This is a genomic window from Chitinophaga ginsengisoli (assembly GCF_003014595.1).
GTDB lineage: Bacteria > Bacteroidota > Bacteroidia > Chitinophagales > Chitinophagaceae > Chitinophaga > Chitinophaga ginsengisoli.
Genome location: NZ_PYGK01000006.1, coordinates 221,849 through 247,475 on the forward strand (window position 1 = coordinate 221,849; position 25,627 = coordinate 247,475).

17 protein-coding genes are annotated in these 25,627 nt (G+C 46.1%); 10 read left to right on the forward strand and 7 right to left on the reverse strand.

What is annotated here, in order from left to right; translation table 11 throughout:
• The first annotated feature begins 5 nt into the window (after window positions 1-5).
• From CLV42_RS16685 to CLV42_RS16705, 5 genes are read left to right on the forward strand one after another with little or no spacing between them, the layout of a single operon-like run.
• Window positions 6-3,881, forward strand: a complete 3,876-nt coding sequence (locus CLV42_RS16685; protein WP_106603060.1) for a trifunctional MMPL family transporter/lysophospholipid acyltransferase/class I SAM-dependent methyltransferase — start codon at window positions 6-8, stop codon at window positions 3,879-3,881.
• Complete coding sequence (locus CLV42_RS16690; protein ID WP_106603061.1) at window positions 3,871-5,376, forward strand: phytoene desaturase family protein; 1,506 nt, start codon at window positions 3,871-3,873, stop codon at window positions 5,374-5,376. The genes CLV42_RS16685 and CLV42_RS16690 overlap by 11 nt, the downstream gene beginning before the upstream one ends.
• Before the next feature lie 13 nt (window positions 5,377-5,389).
• A complete protein-coding gene (locus CLV42_RS16695) occupies window positions 5,390-7,078 on the forward strand; it encodes a C45 family peptidase (RefSeq protein ID WP_106603062.1) in 1,689 nt (562 codons plus the stop codon).
• Between the two features lies 1 nt (window position 7,079).
• On the forward strand, window positions 7,080-7,457 hold the full coding sequence (acpS, locus tag CLV42_RS16700) for a holo-ACP synthase (protein WP_106603063.1): 378 nt from the start codon (window positions 7,080-7,082) through the stop codon (window positions 7,455-7,457).
• A gap of 12 nt (window positions 7,458-7,469) precedes the next feature.
• A complete protein-coding gene (locus CLV42_RS16705; protein ID WP_106603064.1) occupies window positions 7,470-8,759 on the forward strand; it encodes a phenylacetate--CoA ligase family protein in 1,290 nt (429 codons plus the stop codon).
• A 5-nt stretch (window positions 8,760-8,764) separates the two neighbouring features.
• Here CLV42_RS16705 and CLV42_RS16710 read toward each other — a convergent pair whose 3' ends face one another.
• The gene (locus CLV42_RS16710) at window positions 8,765-9,250 is read right to left on the reverse strand and encodes a DUF6702 family protein (RefSeq protein ID WP_106603065.1); all 486 of its coding nucleotides are present in this window, start codon (window positions 9,248-9,250) and stop codon (window positions 8,765-8,767) included.
• Between the two features lie 71 nt (window positions 9,251-9,321).
• Between CLV42_RS16710 and CLV42_RS16715 the strand changes: the two genes are divergently transcribed.
• Window positions 9,322-9,912 (forward strand): HupE/UreJ family protein, encoded by a 591-nt coding sequence (locus CLV42_RS16715; RefSeq protein WP_170117541.1) that lies wholly within the window; start codon window positions 9,322-9,324, stop codon window positions 9,910-9,912.
• A 44-nt stretch (window positions 9,913-9,956) separates the two neighbouring features.
• Window positions 9,957-12,284, forward strand: a complete 2,328-nt coding sequence (locus CLV42_RS16720) for a M1 family metallopeptidase (RefSeq protein ID WP_106603066.1) — start codon at window positions 9,957-9,959, stop codon at window positions 12,282-12,284.
• 55 nt (window positions 12,285-12,339) lie between these two features.
• On the opposite strand, the gene CLV42_RS16725 is transcribed toward CLV42_RS16720, so the two are convergent.
• Together CLV42_RS16725 and CLV42_RS16730 are read right to left on the reverse strand one after the other, a co-directional pair.
• Window positions 12,340-12,534, reverse strand: coding sequence for a hypothetical protein (locus tag CLV42_RS16725; protein ID WP_106603067.1), 195 nt, complete (start codon window positions 12,532-12,534; stop codon window positions 12,340-12,342).
• 16 nt (window positions 12,535-12,550) lie between these two features.
• Window positions 12,551-13,426, reverse strand: a complete 876-nt coding sequence (locus CLV42_RS16730) for an SPFH domain-containing protein (protein ID WP_106603068.1) — start codon at window positions 13,424-13,426, stop codon at window positions 12,551-12,553.
• A gap of 116 nt (window positions 13,427-13,542) precedes the next feature.
• On the opposite strand from CLV42_RS16730, the gene CLV42_RS16735 reads away from it, so the two are divergent.
• The 3 genes from CLV42_RS16735 to CLV42_RS16745 all read left to right on the forward strand — a co-directional run bounded on the left by CLV42_RS16735 (window position 13,543) and on the right by CLV42_RS16745 (window position 16,167).
• Window positions 13,543-14,355: an alpha/beta hydrolase gene (locus tag CLV42_RS16735; protein ID WP_106603069.1), complete on the forward strand. Its 813-nt coding sequence runs from the start codon at window positions 13,543-13,545 to the stop codon at window positions 14,353-14,355.
• Window positions 14,356-14,491: 136 nt separating this feature from the next.
• On the forward strand, window positions 14,492-15,034 hold the full coding sequence (locus CLV42_RS16740; RefSeq protein ID WP_106603070.1) for a DUF4365 domain-containing protein: 543 nt from the start codon (window positions 14,492-14,494) through the stop codon (window positions 15,032-15,034).
• Window positions 15,031-16,167 carry a hypothetical protein gene (locus CLV42_RS16745; RefSeq protein ID WP_106603071.1) on the forward strand — a complete coding sequence of 379 codons (1,137 nt, stop codon included), beginning with the start codon at window positions 15,031-15,033 and terminating at the stop codon, window positions 16,165-16,167. The genes CLV42_RS16740 and CLV42_RS16745 overlap by 4 nt, the downstream gene beginning before the upstream one ends.
• A 658-nt stretch (window positions 16,168-16,825) precedes the next feature.
• Here the strand turns inward: CLV42_RS16745 and CLV42_RS16750 are convergent.
• From CLV42_RS16750 to CLV42_RS16765, 4 genes are all read right to left on the reverse strand, one after another.
• Entirely contained in the window at window positions 16,826-18,742 is a 1,917-nt protein-coding gene (locus CLV42_RS16750) for a choice-of-anchor X domain-containing protein (protein ID WP_106603072.1), read from the reverse strand.
• A 244-nt stretch (window positions 18,743-18,986) separates the two neighbouring features.
• Window positions 18,987-20,567, reverse strand: coding sequence for a SusD/RagB family nutrient-binding outer membrane lipoprotein (locus CLV42_RS16755; RefSeq protein WP_106603073.1), 1,581 nt, complete (start codon window positions 20,565-20,567; stop codon window positions 18,987-18,989).
• Window positions 20,568-20,578: 11 nt separating this feature from the next.
• On the reverse strand, window positions 20,579-23,698 hold the full coding sequence (locus CLV42_RS16760; RefSeq protein ID WP_170117542.1) for a SusC/RagA family TonB-linked outer membrane protein: 3,120 nt from the start codon (window positions 23,696-23,698) through the stop codon (window positions 20,579-20,581).
• A 334-nt stretch (window positions 23,699-24,032) separates the two neighbouring features.
• Window positions 24,033-25,622: a SusD/RagB family nutrient-binding outer membrane lipoprotein gene (locus tag CLV42_RS16765; protein WP_106603075.1), complete on the reverse strand. Its 1,590-nt coding sequence runs from the start codon at window positions 25,620-25,622 to the stop codon at window positions 24,033-24,035.
• Window positions 25,623-25,627 lie beyond the last annotated feature (5 nt).

Here is a 25,627-nt window from a genome sequence, read left to right on the forward strand (position 1 = left end):
TTGATATGGGTAAATTATTTGTAAGCATATATAATTTCTTCCACCGGCATAAGGCCTGGCTATGGACCTGTACCATTGTCTGTTTCGCCCTGGCTGGATATTTCGCATCCCGTATTAAGCTGGAGGAAGATATTACCCGTATCCTGCCACAGGATAAAAAGCTCAATAAATTACAGCAGGTGTTCAGTGATTCCCGGTTTGCCGACAAACTGGTGATCACCATCTCCCAGAAAGATACTACGCAGGCGCCTCAGCCAGACAGTCTGACTGCGTTTGCGCAGGCGCTGACTGCCCGCGTGAATGAGCGCTATGCCCCCCACATCAAACACTTTCAGGCACAGGTAGAAGACGCTGCCGTATTAGACCTGATGCAGGTAATACAACAGCACCTGCCCGTATTCCTCGAAGAAAAAGACTATCAAAGGATCGACTCGCTGATCATGCCAGACAGGCTGCAGCAGACGCTTGAAAATAATTATCATACACTGATCTCTCCTGCCGGCCTGGTAGTGAAGAAAGTAATTGCAGCAGACCCTGTGGGTATGTCCTGGCTGGGTATAAAAAAGCTGCAACACCTGCAGTACGACGAACAGTTTGAGTTGTACGATGGTTTTGTGATGAGTAAGAACCAAAGGAATCTGTTATTGTTCATCACACCTGCCAATCCTGCCAATGCTACCGGAAGGAATGTGGTATTACTGAAAGGATTACAGGCAGAAATAGATACACTGCAGCAAAGCTCAGCAACTGCTACCGCTTCTTTCTTTGGAGCAGCAGCCGTATCTGCCGGCAATGCCACGCAGATCAAACAGGATGTGTGGCTTACGCTGGGTATTACAATAACAATACTGGTAGTATTGATTGCATTCTTCTTCAAAAAGAAACGTGCGCCATTACTGATTATGTTGCCAGTATTATTCGGTGCATTGTTTTCAATGGCCATTATAGCCATTGTACAGGGTAGTATTTCGGGGATGGCTCTGGGAGTAGGGGCTGCGGTACTTGGTATTGCTGTAAATTATTCCCTGCATATTTTTAATCATCATCGTCATGCCACTGACATCCGTGAGGTGATCCGTGATCTGGCTGAACCGATGACCATCGGAAGCTTTACAACAGTAGGAGGTTTTCTTTGCCTGCAATTTGTACAATCGCCTATTTTACACGACGTGGGGCAATTTGCCGCATACAGTTTGATAGGTGCTGCATTGTTTTCACTGATATTCCTGCCACATTGGATTGTATTAGGTAAGGAAGCAGCTCAAACGAAAACTCATACGCATACCTGGATCGATAAACTGGCAGCATACAAACCTGAGAAGAATAAATATCTTGTAATTGCCATAATCCTGCTCACTGTCATTTTCTTTTTTACTTCTGGAAAAGTGGAATTTGAAAGCGACATGATGCGTATGAACTTCATGCGCCCCGAACTCAAAGCAGCAGAAGCAAAGTTTAATCAAGTAAATGCCTATACCGCGCAATCCATCTACCTCGTTACTGATGGCTCTAACCTGGAGGATGCATTGCAGCACAGTGAGCGCTTATTGCCGATGATACATCAGTTACAGGAAAAGGGCATTGTAAAGAAATATGCAGGTGTGAATACCTTACTGATGTCCCACAAAGAACAACAGGAAAGGATACAACGCTGGAATACCTACTGGACGCCGGAGAAGAAACAACAACTGGTCAACTATCTTCAGCAACATGGACCAGCAGTAGGTTACAAAGCAGCCGCTTTTGATCCTTTCACACAGTGGTTGCAGCAAGACTTTACACCTGTTCCTGAAAGCGATCTGCAGGCATTACGTTCCGGTAACCTGGGCGACTTTATCACAGAAAAGAAAGACCGTGTATCACTGGTTACCCTGCTGAAGGTAGATCCTACACAGAAAGCAGCCATATATAAGGCGTTGGGAGAACAGGAGCATACGACAGTGCTAGATAAGCAGTATGTAGCAAACCGCCTGGCGGAAGTGCTGCGTAACGAATTCAACAGCATTGCCTGGATGACTTCTTTGCTCGTGTTCTTCGCACTGTTGATTTCCTACGGTCGCATAGAGTTAGCATTGATCACATTTATTCCGATGCTTGTCAGCTGGGTATGGATATTGGGTATTATGGGGTTGTTCGGTATTAAATTCAATATAGTAAATATCATTCTCAGTACGTTTATATTCGGCTTAGGAGATGACTATAGCATCTTCACAATGGATGGCTTGTTACAACAGTATAAGTCTGGCAAAGAGGAAAATATCTCTTCCTTCCGGTCTTCTATTTTTCTGTCTGCTATTACGACCATACTGGGAATAGGTGTAATGATATTTGCGCAGCACCCATCATTGCGTTCTGTAGCATTGATATCTATAATTGGCATTAGCTGTGTAGTGTTGATCTCACAGGTAATGATCCCATTGCTCTTCAACTGGCTGATCACGAACCGTACCCGTAAAGGCAGAGCACCATGGACTTTACACGGATGGGTAAAATCAGTTTTCGCCTTTGCGTACTTTACTTCAGGATGTCTGGTGCTGACTGTAATAGGATGGGTACTGGTGAAGTACAATCCGTTTAAGAAAAAGGCAAAAGCAAAATTTTTATACCACCGCATTTTATCAGCTTATACAAAGTCCGTGATCTATATCATGGGCAACGTGAAGAAGAAGATCATCAATCCGGATGGAGAAAGGATGGATACACCTGCGGTGATCATCAGTAATCATCAGTCCTTCCTGGATATCCTGGTGTCTACCATGCTGAATCCAAAGGTGATCCTGCTGACCAGTGAATGGGTATGGAACTCTCCGGTATTCGGTGCTGTGGTGAAAATGGGAGACTATTACCCGGTCGCAGAAGGGGCAGAAGGTAGTATTGAAAAGCTGAGAAAGAAAGTGGAAGAAGGATACTCTATCGTAGTATATCCGGAAGGCACACGTTCTGCCGATGCATCGATAAAGCGTTTCCATAAAGGCGCCTTCTATATCGCGGAGCAAATGGGACTGGATATATTGCCGATTATATTGCATGGTACGGCATATACCATGAGCAAGAATGACTTCCTGTTGAAGGACGGTTCTATTACCGTGAAATACCTGCCAAGGATCAAAGCCGGCGATACTTCCTGGGGAGAGAATTATACAGCGCGTACGAAACAGATCAGCCGTTATTTCAAGGCAGAATATGAAAAGCTGCGTGAGGAAATAGAAGTGCCGGCTTATTTCAGGGAACAACTCATCTACAACTATATTTACAAAGGACCTGTACTGGAATGGTACATGCGCATTAAAACAAAACTGGAAGGTAACTATGCATTGTTCGACCAGTTGTTACCCAAAAAAGGACGCATTCTCGACATTGGCTGTGGATATGGCTTTATGAGCTATATGCTGCACTGGTTATCTAAAGATCGGGAAGTAAAGGGGATAGACTACGACGAAGATAAGATCATTACCGCACAGCATTGTTACCTGCGGAATGAACAGGTGAGTTTTGAACATGCAGATGTGACCAATTATGTATTCGGACAGTATGATGCTTATGTGATCAGTGATGTGCTGCACTACCTGCAGCCGGAAGAACAGGAGAAAGTACTGTCTGCCTGTATCAGCCAGCTGGGACCTGATGGTGTGATCATCGTGCGTGACGGTGATAGTGACCTGAAGGAAAGGCATGAGGGCACCAAACTGACGGAGTTATTTTCTACTAAACTGATCGGATTCAATAAGACGAAAGATAAACCACTGTCGTTCTTTTCTTCATCCCGTATCCGGGAGATTGTTATGGCCAATGGCGCGGTAATGGACCAGATAGACAATACAAAATATACCTCCAACGTAATTTTCATTATCAAAAAGTTATCCCCGGTACATGCAATATGATGTGATCATTATAGGCAGCGGGCTCGGAAGCCTGGTTTGTGGCGCTATTCTGAGCAAGAATGGCTACAAGGTCTGCCTCTATGAAAAAAACAGGCAGATAGGTGGCTGTCTGCAAACATTTTCCCGTGACAAAGCTATTATCGATTCAGGTGTACATTATATCGGCGGACTGGCCGAAGGACAGAACCTGCACCAGGTATTCCGGTATCTGGGCATCATGGACAAAATGAAGCTGCGGCAACTGGATCTTGATGGATTTGATCATATTCATTTTGGCAATGAGCAGAAAGTATACAAGCTGGCCCAGGGCTATGACAACTTTACTAAACAGCTGCTGAAGGACTTTCCCGGTGAAAAAGATGCGCTGCACGCATACTGTGAAAAAATGCAGGAGGTGTGTAGCAAATTCCCGCTGTTCAACCTGAGGATGGGCGACTATCGTGAGAAGGAAGGCGTAATGAGTATTGATACGTATGATTTCATACGTAGCATCACGAATAATGAACGGCTGCAGCATGTGCTGGCAGGAAATAACCTGTTGTATGCAGGCGAACAGGGCAAAACACCGTTTTATGTACATGCATTGGTGCAGCACAGCTATATAGAAAGCTCCTGGAAATGTGTGGACGGCGGTTCACAGATCTCACGTGCGCTTAACAAGGTAATTAAAGACCATGGAGGGAATATTATCCGGAATACGGAAGTGGTGCGCATTGTTGAATTTGATGGAAAGGTAGACCATATTGTACTGGCCAACGGAGAACAGGTGTCCGCAAGGCACTTTGTATCGGGGCTGCATCCGGCAAAGACCATGGAAATGACGGAAAGTGTCAGTCTGCGGCAGGCCTATAAAGCCAGGATCTGTACGCTGGAAAATACACCAGGTACTTTCATGCTGAACGTGGTATTGAAGCCGGGGACCTTCCCATATCAGAACTTCAACTACTACCACCACGATACTAACAATGCCTGGGATGGCGTGAACTATACAGCTGATAACTGGCCGAATACCTACGCGCTGTTTGTATCTGCGGGTACGGGGAAGGAGCAGTTTGCCGACAACATATCTATCATGACCTATATGCGTTATGCGGATGTGGAACGTTGGCACAATACCTTTAATACAGACTCCCACCCGGATGAGCGCTGCGCTGACTACCAGGAGTTCAAGAAAGAAAAATCAGAGAAACTGCTGGATGCCGTGGAAAGACAATATCCCGGCCTCCGCAACTGTATACATGCCTATTATTCTTCCACGCCGCTGACATACAGGGACTATCTGGCTATGCCGGAAGGCAGTATGTATGGCATTGCAAAAGATGCCGCTGATCCCTTGAAAACAATGATCTCGGCAGCCACCAGGCTACCCAATTTGTATCTTACCGGGCAAAACCTGAACTTGCATGGAATTTTGGGAGTAACCATGACGGCAGTGGTCACCAGTTCGGTGTTACTGGGCATGGAAAAGCTTATAAACGATATTAACGCAGCATAAATCTAATTGAGAGATGTCATTGAAAAAGGGAAAAAAACGGAACGGATGGCGTAGGCTAGGCAGGGCGCTGTTGTATGTAACGGGAGCAATTGTATTACTACTGATCATATTGGTGATTTATGTGGTGAGTGTATCCCATATAGACCCGCCTGCAATAACAGACAAACAGTCCCTTCAATGGCAACGCAAGCCACTGGATAGCACCAGCTATACGCTCGGCAACAGCTGGTTCCGCAAAAGCGAGAGTGGTTTGTATGAACTGTATGTAGAAGGAAAACCCTTTGAAAGAGGCGTAGTGGAAGGTAAACTGACAGCAGAGCTGATACAGCGACAGGAAGATCATTTTACTGATCAGATCAAAAAGATGATCCCTTCACAGTCGTATCTGAAATTCCTCCGCTACTTTGTAGGCTTCTTCAACAGAAACCTCGCCAACAATATTGCTGAAGAAAATAAAGAAGAGATCTATGGAATCTCTTTTTCTGCGTCTGGCAATTACGATTTCATCGGTACCAATTATGAGCGTATCCTCAACTATCATGCTGCACACGATATCGGGCATGCCCTGCAGAATATGGCGCTGGTAGCCTGTACTTCCTTTGGTACCTGGAATGGCGCCTCTGCCGACAGTAGTCTGATCATCGGCCGCAACTTCGATTTTTATGTAGGAGATAAATTCGCAGAAGATAAAATAGTAGCTTTCTATCATCCTGAAAAAGGATACCGTTTTATGACGGTGACCTGGGGCGGCTTTACAGGCGTAGCTTCGGGTATGAATGAGAAAGGACTGACGGTGACCATCAATGCAGATAAAAGCGATATCCCTACCGGCTCTGCCACACCGGTATCGCTGGTAGCGAGAGAAGTACTTCAGTATGCGAAGAACATCAACGAAGCCTGGGCCATTGCCAGCAAACATAAGATGTTCGTATCAGAATCTTTCCTGGTAGGTTCTGCAGAAGACAACCGTGCGGCTATCATAGAGAAGACACCTGAGAAGATGGATATGTACGACCCGAAAGGGCAATTCATTACCTGTACCAATCACTTCCAGGGTGCTACATTGGGGAAGGAAGAAAAGAATACCAAACAACGGGATGAAACTGCTTCCGGTTACCGTTTCAATCGTCTGGCAGAGTTATTACAGCAGCATGGTCCTAATACAGTGCAGAAAACGGTCGACATCCTGCGCGACCGCTATGGCATGCATGGAGAGAATATCGGAATGGGAAATGAAAGAGCGATCAACCAGTTCATAGCGCACCACGCTGTCGTATTTGAACCGAAGAAGAAGCTGGTATGGGTATCTACAGCGCCCTGGCAGCTGGGTAAGTTTGTTGCTTACAACCTGGACTCGGTGTTTAGTATGAAGGGATTGCAATATGACCATGAGATCTACGACAGCACAAAAACCATTGCAGCAGATCCTTTCCTGCAAACGCAGGATTATAAATCTTTCGTAGCTTTCAGGGCTATGAAGGCTGATATCATGGATGGAAAAGAGGTAGATGTAAAACAGCTCATCCGTCTCAACCCGGAATACTATCACGCCTATGTGCTGGCAGGAGATTATGCATTTAAGCGTAAGCAGTATAAAGCAGCGGAAGGCTATTATAAAACAGCACTGACTAAAGTAATAGCAACGAAAGCGGAAGAAGATCATATCCGCAGGCAATTGGAGAAATGCGCTAAAAGTAATTGACATGATATACGGGATCGGTACTGACATCATCGAAGTAGACCGCATTGCGGCCAAGATGGAAAAAGGAAAAGGATTCCGGGATATGGTATTTACGCCGCATGAAATTGCCTATTGTGATGCGCAGGCAAGTCCTGCACAACACTATGCCGCCCGCTTTGCAGCGAAGGAGGCCTTCCTGAAGGCCATGGGCACAGGCTGGGGCCACGGAAAGATCAACTTCGACGAGATCGAGATCAGGAATGACGAAACAGGAAAGCCTTCATTACAGCTGACAGGTAATGCAATATCCTGCTATAGTGAATTGCAGATTAAGCAGATACTGGTTTCCCTGTCACATATAAAAGCAACAGCTATTGCCATGGTGGTAATAGAGATCTGAAAACTGAGTACCATGTACATACCCAACATTGAACTGCAGTCAAAAACAGCTATCAGACAATTTCAGGAAAAGGAAGTACTTCACCTGCTGGGCTACCTGCGTGAGTTTTCGCCTTTTTACCGGCAATGGTTTGTGGAGCATGGTATACAGCCTTCTACCGTTAGGTCATTGAACGATCTGTGGCTGATACCGCCTGTTACGAAGGAACATCTGCAGGAGCAGAACTGGGACTTTTTGTGTGTGGATAAAAGCAAGATCGCTGAATATACAACTACCTCAGGTACCCTGGGCCGGCCTGTTATTATCGCGCTGACGCAGAAAGACCAGGAGCGTCTCACCTACAATGAATACATTTCCTTCTGCTGCGCAGATGGTACGGAGAACGATATTTACCAGCTGATGCTGACGCTGGATCGCCAGTTTATGGCGGGTATGGCCTATTACAACGGTATCCGCAAACTGGGTGCCGGCGTGCTGCGCGTAGGGCCAGGTGTACCTTCCCTGCAATGGGAGAATATCCGCCGTATACAGCCTACTACTATTGTAGCGGTGCCTTCCTTTATTGTGAAGCTGATCGCCTTTGCGAAAGAACATAACATCGATATCAACGACTCTTCCGTAAAGAGTGCGGTATGTATCGGAGAAAATATCCGGAATGTAGATTTCTCCCTGAATGTACTGGGAAAGAAGATCACGGAGCAATGGGATATCAAGCTGTATTCCACCTATGCTTCTACAGAAATGCAGACGGCATTTACCGAGTGCAAGGTAGGGCAGGGGGGACATCACCACCCGGAACTGCTGTACGTTGAACTGCTGGACGATAACAATCAGCCTGTTGGTCCCGGAGAGGATGGAGAAGTGACCATTACCACCCTGGGCGTAGAAGGTATGCCGCTGCTGCGTTATAAAACCGGGGATATCTGCCGTTATTATGATGAGCCTTGCTCCTGTGGCAGGCATACCATGCGTTTGTCGCCCGTGATAGGCAGGCGGAAGCAGATGATCAAATACAAAGGCACTACCTTATACCCACCTGCGCTTTTTGATTTGCTGAATGATATGGAGGAAGTACGGGAATTTGTGGTGGAAGTATTCTCCAATGAAATAGGCACTGACGATATACTGCTGCATCTCTGGCCGGTAGCGGAAACCGAGGATATTGACCGTAAGATCCGTTCCTATCTGCAAGCGAAGCTGCGGGTGATTCCGCAGGTGCGCTATGTTTCCCAGACCGACATCATGAAGATGCAGTTCCCGGAAGGCAGCAGGAAGCCTGTCAAATTCATTGACAGGCGATAGCCGGATCAGAAGGAAAAGTCAGCATCCGTTGTAGGATTGTCCAGTTTTGTGCTTTTGCGCACGGCGTTCTGGATCACGTGGATCATATTGATCTGGTTAGGATGCTCGTCATACAGGATGTTATTTCTGACATGGGCCCGTTTGAAGGCAGGGATCTTCTCCGCAGCCAGAAAGCACCAGGCGGCCTCTTCTTCGATCTTATAACCCAGGTATTGCAGGCGCACGGCTTTACCATCGGTCGTTACAAACAGGTGTTTGGCCAGATAGCCAGCTATCAGGCTGTCGGTGATAGCTTTGTTGGCAGGATGTACGATGTCCAGAGGCGCTTTATACTGCTTTTTAATGGCAGTTTCCAGGTCGTCAGCAAAGATGCGGCAGCTGACCTGCAGCTCGTTTTTGGACTTATCGTGCGTTATTTCAGAGACGCTCACATAAAAAGGATGTAACACCGCCAATGCCGTAACTAACCATTTAAATAATAATACCCCCACTTGCCTAAAAATTTTTAAATTTTAATGATGACCTTTGTATAATTACTGAAACTGGCAACAAATATAGGGTAATGAACGAGTTTGTGATGTACTTTCAGATGGGATGGCAGCATATTGTAGACTGGGCAGGGATGGATCATATATTATTTATTGCTGCATTATGTGCTGTATACCTACTGGAAGACTGGAGAAAAGTACTGGTGCTGGTAACAGCTTTTACTATCGGACATTCCATTACACTGGCATTGAGCGTAACGAATGTGGTATATATCAAAAGTAACGTAATAGAATTCCTTATACCGGTAACTATAGCCATCACAGCTTTTTCAAACGTCGTAAGGAAGCAAACCGTTCCGGGTAAATTACAGATCAACTACTTCTTCGCAGGTTTTTTCGGATTGATCCATGGTATGGGTTTTTCCGGATATCTGAAAAGTTTACTGGGAACACAGACAAACATTGTTCGCCCCCTGCTGGCCTTTAATTTAGGATTGGAATTTGGCCAGATCATGATCGTTACAGGCGTGCTTTTACTGGCGGCTATCGTCTTAAATTTCAGGCGCGTGAAGCGGAGAGACTGGAATATGTTCCTGTCGTCCGCCATTTTCGGGGTTGCTTTTATGATGGCTGTTGAGCGCTATCAGGAATTGATGGTTAAGTAAGCAGTAACAACCAAGCTGCTGACCTTTGTAATATAGACTTGTTTATGAGAAAAAAATCCTTCAAACTGGCACTGGCCCTATGCTTTATGACGGCATTAGCGCAGGCGCAGAATCCAGGCTCTAATCATGGTAACCGCTTTGAGCAGCTGGGTACTATGCTGACAGATCCTAATGAATACCGCTCTGCTTCCGGGGCGCCCGGACCAAAATACTGGCAGCAACGGGCAGACTATGACATTTCCGCTACGCTGGACGATGAGCAGCAGAAGCTCACAGGTGCGGAAACTGTTACGTACTACAACAACTCACCCGATCCGCTGACCTACATCTGGCTGCAACTGGATGAAAATGAGCATGACCTGAAGAGCGATAACAACAGCTTTGATGGCAGCACAATGTCTGAGAAGATGAGTATGCGTACCGTAAACGGTATACTGGGTAATCCGGGCAGCAAGCAATTTGGTGTGAATATCGTGAAGCTTACCGACGAAAGCGGCAAGGCTTTATCTTACACCATCAACCAGACCATGTTGCGTATTGACCTGCCACAGACACTGCAGCCGGGCCAGAAGCTCCGCTTCAAAGTTGAGTGGTGGTACAACATCTCTGACCGTATGGTACAAGGTGGTCGCGGTGGTTACGAATATTTTCCTGACGACAAGAACTATCTCTATACAATCACCCAGTGGTATCCACGCCTGGCAGTATATTCTGACTTCCAGGGATGGCAGAACAAGCAGTTTACCGGTCGTGGTGAGTTTGCGCTCACCTTTGGTAACTTCAAAGTAAGCATGAACGTACCTGCTGATCACGTGGTAGGTGCTACCGGTGAATGTCAGAACTACAAGGATGTGCTGACAGCTGCACAGTTCCAACGCTGGCAACAGGCACAGTCTGCAAAACAGCCAGTGGAAGTAGTAACACTCGACGAGGCGAAGAAAGCGCTGGCTGGACATGCAAATGGCCGTAAAACATGGGTATATGAAGCACAGAATGTACGTGACTTTGCCCTGGTATCTTCCCGCCGCCTGGTATGGGATGCGATGGCGACCAATGTAGAAGGCAAGAAAGTAATGGCGATGTCTTACTATGGTCCGGAAGCTTATCCGCTGTACAACCGTTACTCTACCAAAGTAGTAGCACATACCGTTAAGACATATTCCAAACATACTATTCCCTACCCTTATCCTGTAGCGATCTCCGTAGAAGCTGCGAATGGTATGGAATATCCGATGATCTGCTTCAACTATGGCCGTGCAGAGAAAGATGGTACTTACTCTGAGACTACCAAAAATGGTATGATCGGTGTGATCATTCACGAAGTAGGACACAACTTCTTCCCGATGATCGTGAACTCTGACGAGCGCCAGTGGACATGGATGGACGAAGGTCTGAATACTTTCTGCCAGTTCCTCACAGAACAGGAGTGGGATAACAACTTCCCTTCCGGCCGTGGACCTGCTTACAAGATCACCGACTATATGAAGATGCCGAAAGATCAGCTGGAGCCTATCATGGTGAATTCTGAGAATATCGTGCAGTTCGGACCGAACGCATACGCAAAACCTGCTACTGCATTGAACATCCTGCGTGAAACGGTGATGGGAAGAGATCTGTTCGATTTCGCTTTCCGTGAATATGCACGCAGATGGGCGTTCAAACATCCAACGCCTGCTGACTTCTTCCGTACCATGGAAGATGCTTCTGCGGTAGACCTGGATTGGTTCTGGCGTGGCTGGTTCTACGGTATAGAGCCTGTTGATATCTCCCTCGATAGCGTGAAATGGTTCCGTCTGGATACCAAGGATCCGCAGACCAGCAAGGCTGAAGCAAAAGCGAAATACGACCACGCTGCTGATCATATTTCCCGTGCACGCAACAAAGCTGCGGGTATGAAGTTCGCAGTAGATCAGGATACAAGCCTGCAGGACTTCTATGTGAAATGGAATCGTTTTGAGGTGACACCTGAAGATAAAGCTGGTTATGATACATTCAGTGCAGGCCTTACTCCTGAAGAGAAACGCCTGTATGAAAGCAAGAAGAACTTCTACGAATTATCTTTCTCTAACGTGGGAGGTCTGGTAATGCCACTGATCATCGAATGGACATATGCTGACGGTACGAAGGAAACTGACCGTATCTCTGCATATATCTGGCGTAAGAATGAAAACCATGTTTCTAAAGTTTTCGCAAAAGACAAAGAAGTGGTGGGTATCAAACTGGATCCTCAGCGTGAAACGGCTGATATCGATGAGTCCAACAATAGCTGGCCTCGTGTGGTAGCTCCTTCCCGTTTTGAATTGTTCCGTCAGTCACAGAGTGTACGTGGTGCCTCTACTGGTGGTAATCCAATGCAGAAAGCGAAGAAGTAATAGTTGCAAATAACATCATGCATAAAAAATGCCGCGAAGATCTTCGCGGCATTTTTTATTGTTTCTTTCCGGGCTTCTCTTTATCAGGAGGATTTCCCTTTTTGGGTGTTCTTCCAGCCTCTTTAAGGGCGCGGTGTATAATCCACTCCAGCTGACCGTTGATGCTCCTGAACTCATCCGCAGCCCATTTTTCAAGTGCTTCATAAGTCTCGCTGTCAACCCTTAATACGAATGATTTCTTTTCCGCCATACCCCTTATTTACTGGTTATTGATGTAGTGTGCCGGTATTGACAACAGGCGATACTTTCGATTCTCCGCAAAGTACTACCAACAGGTTGGATACCATGGCAGCCTTACGTTCTTCGTCGAGTACTACTATTTCTTTCTGTGACAGCCTGTCCAGTGCCAGTTCTACCATACCTACCGCGCCTTCCACGATCTTGGTACGGGCCGCAACGATAGCAGTTGCCTGCTGGCGTTGTAACATCGCGCCTGCAATTTCAGGAGCGTAAGCCAGGTGACTGATACGCGCTTCCAGCACAACGATACCGGCGGGTCCGAGGCGTTCATTCAACTCTTTCTCCAGCATCTCATTTACTTTATCGCCACCATCGCGCAGGGTGATGTCCTGTTCTACGCCTTCGTCTTCCATTCTGTCGTAAGGATAACTTACTGCCAGGTGGCGTACGGCTGCTTCGCTTTGTACGTTCACATACTGCAGGTAGTTGTCTACTTCGAAGGATGCTTTGTAGGTATCACTTACCCTCCATACAATAACAGCAGCAATTTCGATGGGGTTACCCAGTTTGTCGTTCACTTTTAACTGCTGCCCGTTGTGGTTATGCGCCCTTAAAGACAGGTGTACTGTTTTGTACAATGGGTTTACCCACATCAGTCCATTTTCCTTTACGGTACCGATGTATTTACCAAAGAAGGTAAGTACGCGGGAGTGATTGGGGTTCACGATCAGGATGCCTTTCACCAGGAAGACAAAGGCAATGAAAGCCAATGCGGCCAGCACGAAAAATCCGGCATTACCGGTCTGTCCCAGCAGGACGAAAAAGATGATGGATAAGGGGAAGCTAATCAGGGCCAGAACAATAGCAAGGTAGCCCGATACGGGCTTGATGATCTTTTCCATAAGTAATGTTGTTTTGATATCATTATGATATCAAAAGTAATCAAAATAAATTGTATTCCAACTAATAATTTGCAAGCATAGCCTAAACAGATTATTTTAAAGAAAAATTCTTGGTTATGAAGTATTTAATAGGAACGCTGTTAGTCTTGAGCGGCTTTCTGACTACAAAGGCTGCCAGCGTGGACACTATCGCCATCTTTAGCAATGCTATGCATAGAAGTATTAAGTGTGTGGTAATAACACCGGACAGTTATAAGGATAAAGAACAGCGTTATCCCGTGGTATATATCCTTCATGGTTATAGTGGGAATTATGCGGATTATATCAGGAAAATCCCCGGCATTGCGGCCATGGCGGACGCTTACCAGGAGATACTGGTATGTCCGGACGGTGCTTACGGCAGTTGGTATCTGGACAGCCCTGTGGACAGTACCATGCGTTTTGAAACATATGTAGGTAAGGAAATCCCGGCCTGGATAGACCAGCATTACCGCACAAAGGCATCCCGTCAGTACCGTGCTATCACCGGCTTAAGCATGGGCGGACATGGCGCCCTCTACCTGGCCATCCGTCATCAGGATACTTTTGGCGCTGCAGGTAGCATGAGCGGGGGCGTGGATTTCCGGCCTTTCCCCAATAACTGGGACCTGGCTTTAAGGTTGGGGGCCTATAAGGATCACGCCGATAATTGGGACAAAAATGTGGTAGTAAATCAGTTGCCTGGCTTAAAGAACGATTCGCTGGCATTGATCATAGACTGCGGTGTGAAGGATTTTTTTATTGATGTTAATCGTCAGTTACACCAGCGTTTACTGGAACAAGGGATTAATCATGATTATATCGAGCGTCCCGGAGAGCATAACTGGGATTACTGGAGTAATTCGATCATGTATCAGTTGTTTTATTTTAACAGGTATTTCAGAAAGTAGGAAATTTTCAACGTGTTTAGGATTCTTATGAGCATGAAAAAATCAATGTGAACAAAATGAATATGAAAGGAAGTGTTCCTTAGAATGAATACATCTTTTTAGAAAAAACTGGTGATATTGCTTGAATAATTAGTTTATGAGAGCATTGAGCCTAAAAGACATTGAAAGCGAAATAAGTTACGCCTATTTACATGCAGTGACATCGCATGCTGGTGCAGGATGTTCATATACAAACAGAGCCACTGACGGAAATGGAATTGATGCTGTTATCACTGGCTGGGGGCCTTTTCCGGGAGGTGGTAATATTGAAGAAGTAGACATAAAAGTGCAGCTAAAGGCTACTGTAGGGATACCACGGCTAAAGAATGGTTTTTTGTCTTATGAGTTACATGGTATTTCAAGGTATGATGATTTAAGAAGGGAGGACCTGGCAACGCCTCGTATATTGGTTGTGTTATTTCTGCCGTCGGACTTGAAGGAATGGCTATCTGTGTCGGAAAGTGAATTGATACTTAAAAAGTGTGCATACTGGGTCAGTCTTAAGGGAGCGCGATCTTCCGCAAACATGTCCAGTCAGACTGTTTATATTCCACAACAACAGATATTTGATGTAGACAATCTGAAAAACATTTTTACCAGATTGAGCAGAAATGAAACACTAATTTATCAGCAGCCATGAATGAGATATTTCAAAAGATTACATCAGCTGACCTCCGGGATTTCGCAAAATCACTCGGTTGGCAATTGTTGCCTCCGTTGGTTAAAGATGGTATATATCTCATGTCTAACCCTCAATATGAGAGAAGACAATTGGTGTTTCCAATAAGTTCGGATGTATCTGATTATCCAGAGGTTATTGAGCGATGTGTGAATAAACTGGCAGAGACATCTGGTAATACTGTATCTGCTATAATAGCACGCATCAGTGAACTGAAAGATGATGCATTACGTTTCCGGATTATAGACAGCCGTGGAGAGCAGCAGTATATTCCTTTGTCTTATGCCGTCACAGCTATTAGTGGGGCGAAAGAATTGTTTCTTTCCGCAGCCTGCAGTGTGCTGAAGCCCCAATATCATCATCCACGTCTTTCCAGGAGCGAGGCTCTTCAGCTGGTAGATAGATCAAAATTCAGGCATACTGAAAGTGGAAGTTTTGTGTTGAATATTTCTAGTCCGGTAAATGCAGTAGAATATCAGGGTAATCTTTTTGAAGAAGTAATGCCATTTGCCAGGCAGACAACCCTGGCAATCAATCAGGGATTGTCCAAACTAGTAACTGCTATTCAGATGGATACTTTGTCTGAGTTAGTAGATGAAATTAAGAGTGGACCCAAACCAGCATTATCATCCAATTTTTGCAAAGCTATTACCAGCTTTCAGGAGGAACATGAAGGCTTCGATTTATTTGTTGATTTCAACTGGGCAGGTATCTTACCATTACCGGAAAAAATGCAGGTGAACAAATCAATAAAGGTCCAGCGTGATTATTTCTCGCGTATCGACGACGTTCGTAAAGAACTCCGGAATGCAGAACAACAAAATAGGCATGAAGATATCTTCATGGCGTCTGTAGAACATCTGGCTGGCGAATTAGGCCCTGACGGAAGGCGCGCAGGAGATGTGATTTTAAACCTGTACCAGGAAGATGAAATTATCAAAGCAAGAGCTTCTCTCACAGCTGAACAATATATACAGGCAGACAAAGCCCATATGACTCCAGGTGCATACATTAAGATTAAAGGGAAACTTAATTCCGGTAACCAACCAAGAAATCTTTCTGATGTAATTGTTTTTGAATTGATTATGATATAATGATTACTGCTAATCCTTACTTTCGAAGATGTGGAATAAAAAGAACTAATTGCCTTTTAAAGAACGATTCTCTATTTCTTTTGGAAATATTATCACCTGTAAAGTCAATTCTGCATTTTCGCAATAAACTGTAAAGTTTTTCTGTACTAAGGCGCTTTATGCTTTATGTTCGATTGAGATTCGGTAGAGATTCGCTCGAGGTAGCCTCATCCTCCCTTAATCTTCCGTTCCAGAACGGAAGATTAAGGGAGGATGAGGCTACCTCGAGCGAATCTCTACCGAACATCTAAGGGATCAATACCCTGGTTTCGGTGTGTTTTGATACCGTCTTGATACCGCTTTGATACCGCTAATCCTGCGTTAATCCTACGTTCATGAACGTAAGATTAACGCAGGATTAGCGGTATCAAAGCGGCATCAAAGCGGTACATTGCAGGTCAAAAATCAGTATTTCCCGCACGTCTTTTTCACTTAGCTTTGTGATGTAATCATCATCCTTCCTGCCACTCTTTCTGAGTTATTTTAGTATCGTTTTGAGAATTCCGCGCTATCAGGCGCGTCCACATAAATGTGTATTTCGTTACCGTATGGAGGTGATTCGCAACACTTGCATCACTGAACGGAATTACTGATTTTTTTGCTGTTGTAACCAGAGCTATTAGTGAGTAAAATTCAATGGTCTGAAGGATAAGGCTCTTACGATCCCCACCAGTCTGGATTTCCCGCATTCTGTTTTTAACAGCAACTGCAGGTCTTCCGCTCTTCGGGCCAGGTCATTGAAAGTCCATTGAATAGGGGATCCGGTTGGTCTGCCAGCAGGATCTGTGACCCGGAACAAGCCGTCTGCCTGAGACGGATCGCCGGTCAGGAAGGCAGACAAGGTGGGTTTGGTACCGAAAGGTTGTGGGGCTATCTGCAGGAAAGAAGCGTGAGGTATACCTGCGGGATCGTTAATGAGATTACCTACAGAAGTTTTGGCTTCTCCGGCGTGACAGCCGCTGCAGGTATTGACCGAGAGGATGTGACGAACCGTATCGTTGGTGATACGGGCAGGTCCTGCAGCAGTGGCGGCATCCCAGAAATGAGCAGGTACGGGCATCTGTGATTTGCCTCCAAGGAAGTTCAGTACGCTGATAGGCTCAATATCGGGCACGACATAGGTCTGGTTAAGGATGTCAGGCTCGTTATTGTTGGCATATACTGCCAGTACCTGCTGATCGGCCAGTGTAGCTCCGGATAACCTGTTGAATTTCAATGCCGGCTCCTGTTTGACGGTCACTTCTTCAAAAAGGCCTTTTTCTCCGATCTTAAACTCTCTCAGTTCCCAGGGACGGGCAAGTGCAATTTCGTTCGTTCTAAGCTGATTTAAGCTGCTTCCATTAGGTTTGGATGGACTGGTCCCCGCGGCGGTAAACTGGTCTGTAATCTTCTGTAAAGCGTCATTATAAGCAGGCGTACCTGGTACCAGTGCCTTCAGGTCCCACCATTGCTGTGCGAAGTCATGTAGTTCTTTGCAGGTGCGTTTGGGAATACCATATTCCAGGATGGTGGTAAACCGCAGCGGGTTGCAATTGGTACCTAATACGCTGAATACAAAACGGCCTTCTCCTGCATTACTGATCTTATACCCGCTGTTGCCACGCAGGTCAAGACGGTTGACTATCGCCAGCAGGCGGAAAGGGGCCAGCGACAGGTTGAACTTGAATGTTTTCCAGTTGCCGGTGTTGATGATAGCACCCGGATTGCTGGCCTGTAACCAGGGAAGGATCACCACGCTAAAGATGTTGGTACGGGCAGCTACATTGTCCCCATTGATGATTTGCGCCGCCATCCATTTTTCCAGCCAGGACTGAAGGAAGGTATTTACACTGATACCGGTGGCCGGAGTATTGGCCATCTGGGTGATCAGGTGACCGAAGGTCCAGACGCCGTCAGGGTCGCCCTTACGGGTACAGGGGTTGAATGTGCGGGTGGGGTCTTCAATAACACCCAGGTCGGTGATCATCAGAGAGCGCTCTCTTAACTCCGGATCGGGGATCAGTTTGAAGAGTTCCGGATTGATGACTGCACCTTTCTCGAAATCGAGATTTCTGACGTTGGTTTCTCTCACCTGGTTGTCGATGACAGTAGCAGACCTTCCGCTCCATCTGAACAGGTGTTCTTTCCTGTTCAGTTTATCCACATTGGCGGTCTGGGTAGCGATCAGGTCTTCCTTGAGCGCATTGAGATCTTCGTTGATGGCGATAGAGAAAATACCATCGTCTGCCTGTTCATCGCCTTCACTGCCATCGTCGCGGAGCGTGAGTGTTTCGTCATTCACAACAATGGCGTGAAGATTATCCTTGATCACGCCACGCGGAAACGTGGCAGTAAGCAGGACATTGTTGCCATTGATCGGTTCTTTTAGTGCTCTTACGTTAATACTGGTGGCAATGGGAGGGTTGCTTTCAAATGCTGTGTTGACAGTTGCTGCTTTAACCGCGTCCTGTGCGGGCGTCTTTTTCTTGCTTTCCCCGCATGCGTGGAGGAAAAGGGTGGCGAGGATGAAACCTGCCGGTAACAGTCTGGTTGACATGCCTTGTTTAATTAGGGGTTTATAAAATATATCGTGTTACATAGCTGAAAATGTTGTGGGCTTCATCGGTAAGGCGTTATGGTATAGATCAGTATAGATTGAGCTTACATGATAAAGATAGGAGGCCCCAGGTGTAGCAACATCGCAGTCACAGCCGTTTTGAAATGTAAAAGCCGAACCTTGAGAGGTCCGGCTTGTTATTGCTGCTTTTTTTATAGCGGTATAGATGGCTATACGAGAATTGTTACTGCTTATCCCACCATACAGGGGTGGTCAAAGCATTAGTGCCTTGTCTTTTAATGGCTTCCTGGTAATTAGTCGGGTTAGAGGCGAGTTCTGAGGAAGGATACAGCATTCTGCGTGGTATCTTTCCACCGGTGGCATTTCCTACATAGTTCACTGGTGTCAGCTGCGGATATCCGCTTCTGCGCCAGTTGGCCCATGCTTCATACCAGTCCAGCACACAGGCTGCCCAATATTGTGTATTGATCTGGTTGTAACCGTCGGTATCTTTATATGGGTGAGCTGTCAGATAGGCCTGCACTTCAGCGCCGCTGATCGAAGCATTAGCGCTGTATTGTGCGAGTTGTTCCATTGCAGCTTTCACGCCATTGTTATAGTGAGTGGCGGCATCAGCACCAACGCTCCATCCTCTTTTGGCGGCTTCTGCCAGCAGGAGTTCTACCTGTGCATAGGTTACCAGGAAAGTAGGTCCGTTGAGCTTCAGTAATACGTTTCTATTCAGCACAGAATATTTTTTCGTGTCGCCGGGATAACCAGGCGCCTTTTTGATATCGGTAGCGCCTTCATTGGAGTCATAACCGTTCGGCATGCCCAGTTGATCTGCAGGTACTTCACTGTTGCTGGCAGGTACTACCGCGATGTATTGCAGGCGTGGGTCATTGTTGTTCTTCAGAAAATCCATGAAAGTTTTACTGATGCAGGCCTCACCTACGTTATCGATGGCGTGCCACTCACCGGAAAGGATGTTGCTCACCCTGTTTACGGTTGTCCTGCCACCTGATGCATCATGTAGTATAAAGGCATTTTCTTCATTGGATGAGATCAGACCGCCGGTATATGCTTTTTCCACCCAGGTTTTGGCAACTGCATCATCTCTTTTTGACAGGCGCATACCTAAACGCAGCATCAGGGAATAAGCCAGTTTCTTCCAATTGGCCACTACCTGCGCAGCAGGGATAGCACCGCCTTTGTTATAGATCAGGTCTCCCTGTCCCGGAATGGCTTTGGTAGCATCCAGTGCTTTCGCTGCTTCATCCAGTTCTTTCAGCATATCCATGTAGATCTCCTGCTGTGCATCATACTTAGGAGCGAAGTTGCGGTCGCTGTAACCCTTACCTGCTTCAGAATAAGGAATGTCTCCGTAAATATCTGTCAGGCGGTGGAAGATCATTACTTTGGCGATACGCGCAATGTTATACTGGTTAGACAGAAAGGCGTTGTCTTTGGTTACCCTTATTACGTCAGTGATATACTTGATCTGATCTGGGTAGGCGCGTTCAAAATAAGCGGCTGCCCAGCCATCATTCTGTATGTATTTATCACCTGCATACCAGCTTACGTTAGCCAGCTGCTGCATCATCATGGAACAATAGATAATGTTCACACGCCATGTGTCATAGCTGTAATCGCTGTTACCGGTGAATTCAAGAATGGCACGGGTGAAGTTGTATTCAGGGACACCACTGTTTTCACCTGATTTGTTCTTGTCTGTATTAAGATCTTCGAAGTTCTTTGTACATGCCGGCATCACCAGTAATGCTGGCAGGCATAGTACGAGTAATAATTTATGAAGAGATTTCATGATACCGTTTTTTAGAATTTAACATTCAGGTTCACACCGAAGGAACGGGTAGTAGGCAAGCCTGCATATTCCAGTCCCTGCGCATTACTGTTGCTGTAGTTAGACTCAGGGTCAATGTTAGGCGTAGATTTTTTGATGTAGAAAAGGTTACGTCCTACCAGTGACACACTGACGCCATTCAGTCTGTTACCCAATGCTTTTTTAGTGAAATCATAGGTCAGGCTCAGAGAGCGGAACTTGATGAAATCTGATTTGTAAACATACAGTACAGAGATGTCAGACAGTGCCTTGTAATAATCATCCACGGCAACAGTAGTGGTTTTCGCATCACCTGCTTCTGTTACACCTTTTACAACTACACCACCTTCACGTCCTGACAGTGTTTCTTTGTGCAGGCCATATGCGTAGGCATTGGCATTGGTACCGGAATAGATCTTTCCGCCTGCTTTGAAATCGATCAGGAAGTTGAGGTGGAATTTTCCGTAAGAGATATCGTTACTCCATCCGCCGGTATACGGTGCTACACCTGTACCCTGCGCGATCAGCGCATCTGTGCGTTGTGGTACACCTGATGCATTCACGATCAGTTCTCCTTTTGCATTACGTTTGAAATCGTACACCATGATCTGTGAATATGGCAATCCTACTACGTGATTGATGAAACCATCTTCTGTGCGTGACTCACCACCTTCTACCAGCATAGAGTTCTGTCCTTCTGCCAGTGCGATCACTTTGTTCTTGTTATGTGCAAAGTTGAAAGTAGTGGTCCATCCGAAGTTGGCCGTCTTCACAGGTGTACCGCCTATCATCAGTTCGATACCTTTGTTTTCCAGTTTACCCACATTCACCAGTGCACTGTTGTAACCGGAGCCTGCGGATACAGTAGCTGTTACGATATCATTGGATGCCTGTTTATTGTACCAGCTGAAGTCACCGAATAAACGGTTGTTGAAAAGTTTCAGTTCGGCACCGATCTCCAGTTCTGTTACTTTCAGTGGTTTCAGCGCCTTATTCGGAATCTTGTTGTCTATATCACCTATTGGCACTCCGTTGACGTTACTACCCAGGGTGCTGTAATAGAGTGCTGTTTTATATTCTTCCGCATCACCGCCAACCTGTGCATAACCGGCCCTGATCTTACCAAAACTCAGCCAGTTGGTTTTGATATTTTCGGAGAATACATAAGAACCGCTTACAGAAGGATAATTATAGGAATTGTTCTTCTTTGGCAGCGTGCTACTCCAGTCGTTGCGGTCAGTCACAGTCAGGTAGAAAATACTGTTCCATGATAGTTCCAATGAACCATATACAGACTGTACTTCCTTATTATATTCTATAATCGTACTGTTTTTGGTAGCAGCCGTAGATGGGTTGTAAACGAATGGGAAAGCAAAGTTGGAAGCAGTTACGTCGTTCACCTTGTCTTTTTTCTTCAGCAGGTTGGCACCGGCAGTGAAGTTCAGATTAAGTTTGCTGGCAATCTCCCTGTTGATGCCCAGTAACGCGTCCACATTCGTTTCATTGAACTGGCGGTTACGTTCCAGATCCAGGCTACCCTTAGGACGGTAAGCGGTACCTGTAGGTGTGATGGAGGTAGCGTTGAAACCAAAGTAATCATTCGCTACACGTGCCTGGATGAACAACCATGGTAAAGGCGTATAACGCAGGCTTGTTACACCCAGTACGCGGTCTTTCTTTGTATTGTTCATGAAGCGGTTGGCAGCGAAGAATGGGTTCGTGCTGAACTTATCAGCGCTGTAGACTATTTCATTCATCTGGGCATCATAGCCTGGAGCCAGGTAGGATGCTGCCATGTTGGCTGGCAGGAAGGCGATAGCATAGTTACCGTTACCGGGAGCATCGCTCAGATTAGAACGGTTGTTGGTCACTTCCTTCGCATAGATGACGTTTGTCTGTCCGCTGAATTTATCTGATAATTTATAATTGAGATCAATGTTTACGTTGTTGCGGATATACTCTGTATTAGGATATACACCGTTGCTGCGCAGGTCGCCCAATGCAACGCGGTAAGTTGTTTTATCACTACCACCAGCTATTGAAAGCGTGTTGCTGAAAGTGGACCCTGTTTTATAAAAATCCTTGATGTGATTACCCTGTTTGGAATAAGGACGGGACACACCGTCGAACATGATGGTAGGAGAGCCATCCAATTTGCTTCCCCAGCTTGACAGGCCGGCATTCAGTGCCGCGTCTACCGTAGCGGGTTTCGCACCTTTAAGGCCCTGTCCGTATACTTCCTGGAAGTCCAGGAAATTATTTACTTTATCAATGGTAACGTTGCTGTTCAGCTCTACCTGCATCTTTCCGGCTTTACCTGATTTGGTGGTGATAATGATCACACCATTCACGCCACGCTGTCCATACAGGGCGGAAGCTGCTGCACCTTTAAGGATGGTCATGTCTTCGATATCGTCCGGGTTAACGCTGGAGATACCATCACCAAGGTCGGTGCCACCCCACTTGCCCGCAGATCCGAGGTTAGCATTGTTCATAGGGATACCATTCACCACATACAATGGTTGATTGGCGCCACTCAGGGAAGAGTTACCCCTGATAGTTACGCGGGAAGAACCGCCCGGGCCCGTGGCTGGAGGTGTACTGTTCACACCGGCCACACGGCCTTCCAGGGCGTTGGCCACACTGATCTCCCTGGCCTTGGTCATGTCTGCACCCTGTACTTTTGATACAGCATAACCATTGCTGCGGGCCTCTTTACGTATGCCCAGTGCCGTTACCACTACTTCATTGATGTTGGCTACATCGTCCTGAAGAGTTACATCGATGGATGACTGATCTCCTGCTGCCACTTCCTGTGTGAGGAAACCAATGAATCTGAATACCAGAATGTCTGATGGGGATTTAACAGTGATAACAAACTTGCCATCTGTGCCGGTTGTGGTACCTACATTGCTGTTTTTAATTAATACGTTAACGCCAGGAATGGGATTGCCGTTTTTGTCCCTAACGACTCCCCTTACCTGCTTCTGCTGCCTCATGCTGGATAAAGGCATAGGAGCAGCAAAGGCCATCTGCGCGCCGTCGGCAAGCATAAGACCGAGCATTACTCCTGCAGTAATGCATGCTTTGTTAAAGCGTAGTTTACTTGTCATAGATACTCCTTTTGGATGATTAGAATAGTTTAAACCCATGATGACATAGCAAGAGCTACTGGGTGCGGATGCATCCATTGCAATCTTTCTCAGAAGCCATCTATACTATGTACGTGATACTTATTCCCTTTTTAGTTGATGAACGGCATAACAATGCATACCGGTGCGCTTTTCACGCACGTGAAATGTTGCGATTTGTTTTAGTTGATATTTATACTGACATGTTCAATACGTGTTGCGCTGCTGTGTCCCTTTGTGTCTCAACAAGTACCATGAGCGCATAAAAAGGTGTCGTATGGAAAATAAAATGGTACCATGTACTGCAAAAAAAAAATTATTGTTTGTCCCACCACAGTCTTGTACCGCCATTGTCTTCCCCTTTCAGCGTGGTGATGGCTCTTTGTACACCGGCCAGATTAGTGGCATATTCGAATTGAATAAAGGGAATGCGGCGGATGAAGGTGGAAGAAGGGATCTTGCCGCCACTGTTATTGACGACAACGGGGAATAGTTTAGGGTAACCGGTACGGCGGAACTCAGACCAGGCTTCTTGTCCGTCGGGGTACATAGCGATCCATTTCTGCGTGATAATACGTTCCAGCTTTTCAGGTACAGACGCATTATGTACCCACTTAATAGTACACTTGCTCAGATAAGGACTACTATAAGGAACATTGTTTACTGGATTAATGGGATCACTGTATGCTCTTGGGGTAGATGTATCATTATTAATATAACTATTGTAAGCGGCTGTAAGATTATACTGTTGAAAGGATGTATAGACTCCTTTTTCATAATTGTCTTTTGCATCGCCCGCGCCCTTCCATGAATTGAGTGCCGCTTCTGCTTTAAGGAACCATGCCTCCGCTGCTGTACACAGCTGAATACGTGATGGTTGCAGGGCCAGCTTGGAGAAACCGGAATATGCATCTTTACTGGTGATAGTAATGCCGTTCCTGATACCCCGGTAAAGGTCATTCCTGTCGTCTGCCGGAATGAAGTAACGGGCAATGCGGGGATCATGATAACCACAGAGGATGGACTCCATCGAAGCACCCATCCTGATATCATTCCATGAATTGCAGATTACATTCAGCGGATGGGTGAGCGGTGCAATATTGATCGTAAAGTCTTCTGCCGGACTGGTGAGAAGACCATATTCCTGGTTTAATGCAGCTTCTCCTTCTTTCCGCCCTCTTGCAGGAGAAACATTGGATATACGTAAAGCCAGCCGTAAACGCAAGGTATTGGCCAGTTTGATCCATTTTATATAGTCGCCATTGTAGGAAAGATCAAAGCTCTTAAACCTCTCAGACGGCGCTGTTGGTGCATAATTACTCAGCGTGGTAATAGCGGAATCAAGATCATTGAAAAATGCATCGTAGGCGGCTTCCTGTGAGTCATAATCAATACTACGGTCGGCATTGATAATGGCATAACGGGTATAAATAATAGGGCCATAAATATCGCTTACCCTGTGCATGGCCAGTACCCTGATGATCTGCGCCCAGGCATAGAAGTCGGGATATTTTCCTCTACATTTATCCATGACAAATCTGCAATTGGGCATGACATTGCCATATGCGGTCAGCCAGGCATCGTCGTTCCAGTTGTCCAGGAGGTCGTAGGTCATATTATTACGGTTGTCCTGGAAGGGGCTGGGTGTCATCATATAACCGGAAAACACATCGCCCATCAGGTTTTGCTGCAGCTGTGTAACCGATACATCACTGCTTACATAGATGTTCAGCATGGATTGTACCAGCGGATCGCCGATCAGCTTGAAGTTTCCCTGCAGGTCGTTATCATACAGATCGTAGGGATTGGTGTTGATACTCTCAAAGTTGCGGGTACAGGCTACCGGGAGGGACAACCCTGAGAGTAAAACAATGATTACGTTAATGACAGATCTTCCTTTATTCATTATTC